This window comes from Streptomyces sp. SID3212 (assembly GCF_009865405.1).
GTDB lineage: Bacteria > Actinomycetota > Actinomycetes > Streptomycetales > Streptomycetaceae > Streptomyces.
Map to the genome: position 1 here is coordinate 1 of NZ_WWJY01000147.1, position 4,540 is coordinate 4,540.

Consider the following 4,540-nt stretch of genomic DNA (forward strand, 5'->3'; position numbering starts at 1 on the left):
GGGCCGGGGCCGCGGTGGCGTCCAGCGCGTCCAGGCTGTCCGCGTCCAGGTCGCTCTTGGACACGCGGTAGCCGACCTGGGCGACGGCGACTCCCCCGTCGGCCGAAACGGTGCCCGTCGCCTCGGGCGCGGTCACGTCCGCGACCTGCGGGGCGCGGGCCGCCCTGGCCAGCGTGTCGTCGATCGCCGCCTTGAACGGGGCCTCCTCGACGCTCCCGCCCGCGGGGGCGGTGAACACGAGTTGCGCGCTGGTCCCCGAGCCGCCGGGAAACGCCCGGCCCATGACGTCCAGGGCCTGCTGGGACTCCGAGCCGGGGATCGAGAACTCGTCGTCCAGCCGCCCCGTCCCGCCGAACGCCGCGCTCACGGCGATCACGGCCGCCATGAGGGTCAGCCAACAGGCGAACACCAGCCGGCGGCGACGGAAGCAGGACCGGCCGAGCCGGTACAGGAGGGTGGCCATATGTGTGCTCCAGAAGGAAAGCAAAGGGAAGCCCCGGAGAGAGCCGGGCCCGAAAGTGGCAGCGCTGCCATGTTAGCCCAAGTGGCAGTTCTGCCACTTCCCAGGGTGGGAGGGCTTGCGATAATCCGCGTATGGACAGCCCTGGACTCCGTGAACAGAACAAGCAGAAGACGCGCCGGGCCATCGAGGAGGCCGCCGCGCGCCTCTTCGGCGAGCGGGGTTTCGAGCACACGACGGTGCGCGACATCGCGACGGCCGCCGGAGTCGGGGAGCGGACCTTCTTCCGCTACTTCCCCTCGAAGGAGTCCCTGATCGTCGGTCAGGTCCGGGACCTGATCCCCCGGTTGGCGCGTCTTCTGCGCGAGCGCCCGGCCGCCGAGGCCCCCTACCGGGCCATGTGCAACGCCGTACTGACGCTGGCGGGCGAGCACGACGTACCGCCGGCCATCTTCATCACCGGTTCACCGAAGGATCTGACGCCGGACTCGTCCCGTACCGACCGCTTCCTCCTGAGAGACCTCGAACAGGCCGTCACGGCCGCCATGGAGGAGCGGCTGGGCGCCGGCGAGGACGCTCCGGATCTGCGTCTGCGGGCGGCGGTCAAGGCCCGGGCGGGCGTCTCCGCCCTGCGCGGGCTGCTCGCGGTCCACACCGGGAGCACGCTGACGACAAGCCTGGGCATGAAGCAGCTCGCGGGCCTGGTCGAGGACGCGTTCGCGGCGCTGGACGACTGACCGGCGGGACGACCGACAGGCGGGACCGGCGTCGATACCGGTCCCGCCTGTACGGAGGTGGAGGTACGGAGCACACGGACGCGGCGTTACGGCCGGGACTTGTCCGCGAACACCCAGCGGTTGCCCGCCAGCGCGTCGTTGTCCTCGGGCAGCGGACCGCGCCCGTGGTACCGGGAGAAGTCGAAGGGCGTGTGGACCGCCGTGGACCAGCCCATGGCGACCAGGTCACCGGCGGAGTCGGGCCGCGGCCGGAGATCGAAAAGGTTGAGCAGGTCGATGCCGATCTGGTGGTGGGTCGAGGTGTAGAGCGGGCTGTCGCGGTATTCCAGCAAGTCCCTTTCGAGCTTGACCTCGAACGCCAGGGCGCTGCCCGGCGTGCTCAACCGGTCCACCGTGTCGATGAGGTACGTCTCGGCGACGGGCGGCAGGTAGAACAGCAGCCCCTCCGCCAGCCAGACGCTCGGCGCGCCCGCGTCGAAGCCGGCGTCGGCCAGCGCCGCGACCCAGTCGTCCCGCAGATCGACCGGGAGGGGTACGCGCTCCGCCTTCGGGACGGCCGAGAGTCCGTCGAGGACCTGGTGCTTGAACGCCAGCACCTCTTCCCGGTCGATCTCGTAGACCACACAGCCGGGAGGCCAGTCGAGGCGGAAGGCCCGCGTGTCCAACCCGGCCCCGAGCAGGACCACTTGGCGTGCGCCGCCCTTGCGCACCGACCGGAGGACGAAGTCGTCGAGGACCCTCGTCCGCAGGCCGAAGTACCGCGCGAACCGCCCCCACAGCGGGTTCGCGTCCCCGTCCGCGACCTGGTGCGGGCGCACCGGCCAGGCGGCGGACGCCGGTGCGGCGAGCACGAAGTGCTCCGCGTAGACGTCCCGGGCCAGGGCGTCGTGGCGGTGGGTCTCGATCGCCCGCGACGCGGCGACCAGGAGGGCGGTCACGCCCACACCTCCCTCCACGCCTTCCACACCGGTGTCGCGCGTTGTTGTGCCGGTCACATGTTCTCCCTTGTCGCACGTCGGCTGCTCCCGCTACGGGAGCAGGACGGGTTTGACGACGCGGCCCGCCTCACAGTCGCGTTCCGCTTCGTTGATGGCGGCGAGTGGGTACGTACGGATCAACTCGTCGAAGGGAAACCGCCCGGCCTGCCACAGCCCGGTCAGCCGCGGTATCAGCAGTCCCGGCACCGCGTCCCCCTCGCAGATGTGGGAGATCTTCCTGCCCCGGTCCAGCGCGCCCGGTTCGAGCGCCAGCGCGGTGTGGAGCCGGGCCACCAGGCCGAGGTGTCCGGTCGGGCGCAGGGCCCGCAGCGCGTCGTTGATCAGCGGGGCGCAGGCCGTGGTGTCCAACGCGTACCGCGCCCCGCCGTCGGTCAGGTGCCGGATACGGCCGGGCAGGTCGGCCGTCGTGGCGTCCAGCGCGGTCGCGCCGAAACGCCGTGCGAGGGCCAGCCGTTCGGGGTACCGGTCGACGGCCACGACCGCCGCCCCGCACGCGGCGGCGGCCATCACGGCGGCCAGGCCCACCGCTCCCGCGCCGAGGACCAGGACGGTGTCGCCGGGCCCGGCGCCGAAGGAGTTGAGAACCGCTCCGGCGCCGGTGAGAAAACCGCAGCCGAGCGGTCCGAGCAGCTCGACGGGCAGCGCGGGGTCGACCCGGACGGCGTTGCGGGCCGCCACCACCGCGTACTCGGCGAACGAGGACTGGCCGAACCACCGGGGGGCCAGCTCGCCGCCGGACGCGTCGGTGAACCGTGCGGCGTTCTCCTTGCGCCCGCCGAAGAGGTTGAGCGGGGCGAAGGAGTCGCAGTAGGCGGGGGCGGCGGCCAGGCAACTCCGGCAGTGTCCGCAGGAGTCGAAGCTGAGCACCACGTGGTCGCCCGCGTTCAGACCGGTGTGCGGGCCGCCGGTCTCCACCACGATCCCGGCCCCTTCGTGGCCGAGCACCGCCGGCAGCGGTGAGCGGCCCGCCGACCGCCGGACCGCGAGGTCGGTCCGGCACATGCCGGTGCCCGCGATCCTGACCAGAACCTCACCGTCGGCGGGGCCGGGGTCCAGCTCCACCTCCTCGACGGCGAACGGGCTCTCGTACGAGCGCAGCACCGCGGCGCCGAATCTCATCCTCACGGCTCCAGCGGACGGTGTACGACGAACGGCGCGAGGTTCCCGTACAGCCCCCAGAGGCCGCCCGCGACCCCGACCCCGCTGTCCTTGACGCCCGCGAAGGGCTGGGCGAGGGACAGTTCGGCGTGGTGGTTGATCCACGCCGTCCCGCACTCCAGGCGGTCCGCGACCGCCTCGGCCCGGTCGAGGTCGGTCCCCCACACCGACCCGCCCAGCCCGAAGGCGGTGCTGTTGGCCGCCTCGACGGCTTCGTCGACGCTCTCGTACGGCAGCACCGGCAGGAGGGGGCCGAACTGCTCCTGTGTCACCACCGGGCTGGCGGGCGGGACATCGGCGAGGATCGTCGGTGCGTAGAAGTACCCCGGCCGGTCCAGCCGGTGGCCGCCGGCCACCGCCCGGGCGCCGTCCGCCAGGGCCTGGTCGGTGTAGCGCTCGACCCTGGTCAGTTGGGGGGCGTTGTTGACCGGGCCCAGCTGCGTGCCCGGATCGAGGCCGGCTCCGACGACGGCGCTCTTCGCGCGCTGTGCCAGGGCCTCGACCACGTCGGAGTAGAGCCGGGCCGGGGCGTAGACGCGCTTGACCGCCATGCAGACCTGACCGCAGTTGCGGAACGCCGCCCAGAACAACCGGTCCGCGATCTTCTCCACGTCCACGTCGTCCAGCAGGATCGCGGCGTCGTTGCCGCCCAGCTCCAGGGTGACCCGGGAGAGCGTCGCCGCCGCGCCCCGTGCGACGGCCCGCCCGGTGGGAACGGAACCGGTGAAGGTGACGTGACGGATCCCCGGGTGGGCGGCGAGGCGGGCGCCGAGGGGTTCGTGACCGGTGACGACGGTGAGCACGTCCTCGGGGAGGACGGAGGAGACGACGGAGGCCAGCAGCCGGGTGGCCAGGGGCGTGAAGGGGGACGGCTTGAGCACCACCGTGTTGCCCGCCGCGAGCGCGGGCGCGAACTTCGCCGACGCGAGCTGGAGGGGGAAGTTCCACGGGACGATCGCGGCGACGGGCCCCAGGGGCCGCCAGCGGATCTCGCTGCGTACCGGACGGCCGTCCGAGATCCGCTGGGGCCCGGGGACCAGGCCGGCGAAGTGGCGCAGGCGGGCGGCCGTACGGTCGACTTCCGCGTACGACTCCGCCAGGGGCTTGCCCTGTTCCCGGGTGAGCAGCGGGGCGAGGTCCGCCCCGGCCGCCTCCACGGCGTCGGCCGCCGCGAGCAGGGCGGTGGT

4 protein-coding genes and 1 pseudogene are annotated in these 4,540 nt (G+C 72.9%); 1 reads left to right on the plus strand and 4 read right to left on the minus strand.

What is annotated here, in order from left to right; genetic code table 11:
• Nucleotides 1-463: pseudogene (locus GT042_RS04210) on the minus strand (MMPL family transporter); the annotation flags it as partial.
• 131 nt (nucleotides 464-594) lie between these two features.
• On the opposite strand from GT042_RS04210, the gene GT042_RS04215 reads away from it, so the two are divergent.
• Nucleotides 595-1,197 carry a TetR family transcriptional regulator gene (locus GT042_RS04215; RefSeq protein WP_161307344.1) on the plus strand — a complete coding sequence of 201 codons (603 nt, stop codon included), beginning with the start codon at nucleotides 595-597 and terminating at the stop codon, nucleotides 1,195-1,197.
• Between the two features lie 86 nt (nucleotides 1,198-1,283).
• Here GT042_RS04215 and GT042_RS04220 read toward each other — a convergent pair whose 3' ends face one another.
• The 3 genes from GT042_RS04220 to GT042_RS04230 all read right to left on the minus strand — a co-directional run.
• Entirely contained in the window at nucleotides 1,284-2,192 is a 909-nt protein-coding gene (locus GT042_RS04220; protein ID WP_161307345.1) for a class I SAM-dependent methyltransferase, read from the minus strand.
• A gap of 33 nt (nucleotides 2,193-2,225) precedes the next feature.
• Nucleotides 2,226-3,314 (minus strand): NAD(P)-dependent alcohol dehydrogenase, encoded by a 1,089-nt coding sequence (locus GT042_RS04225; protein WP_161307346.1) that lies wholly within the window; start codon nucleotides 3,312-3,314, stop codon nucleotides 2,226-2,228.
• 2 nt (nucleotides 3,315-3,316) lie between these two features.
• Nucleotides 3,317-4,540, minus strand: a 1,224-nt coding sequence (locus GT042_RS04230) for an aldehyde dehydrogenase family protein (RefSeq protein WP_161307347.1), incomplete at its 5' end; no start/stop codon positions are given.

What these genes read in the sequence shown, in the direction of transcription:
- GT042_RS04215 (WP_161307344.1), top strand. Translation starts at nt 595, where the DNA reads ATGGACAGCCCTGGACTCCGTGAACAGAACAAGCAGAAGACGCGCCGG.
- GT042_RS04225 (WP_161307346.1), bottom strand. Translation starts at nt 3,314, where the DNA reads ATGAGATTCGGCGCCGCGGTGCTGCGCTCGTACGAGAGCCCGTTCGCC.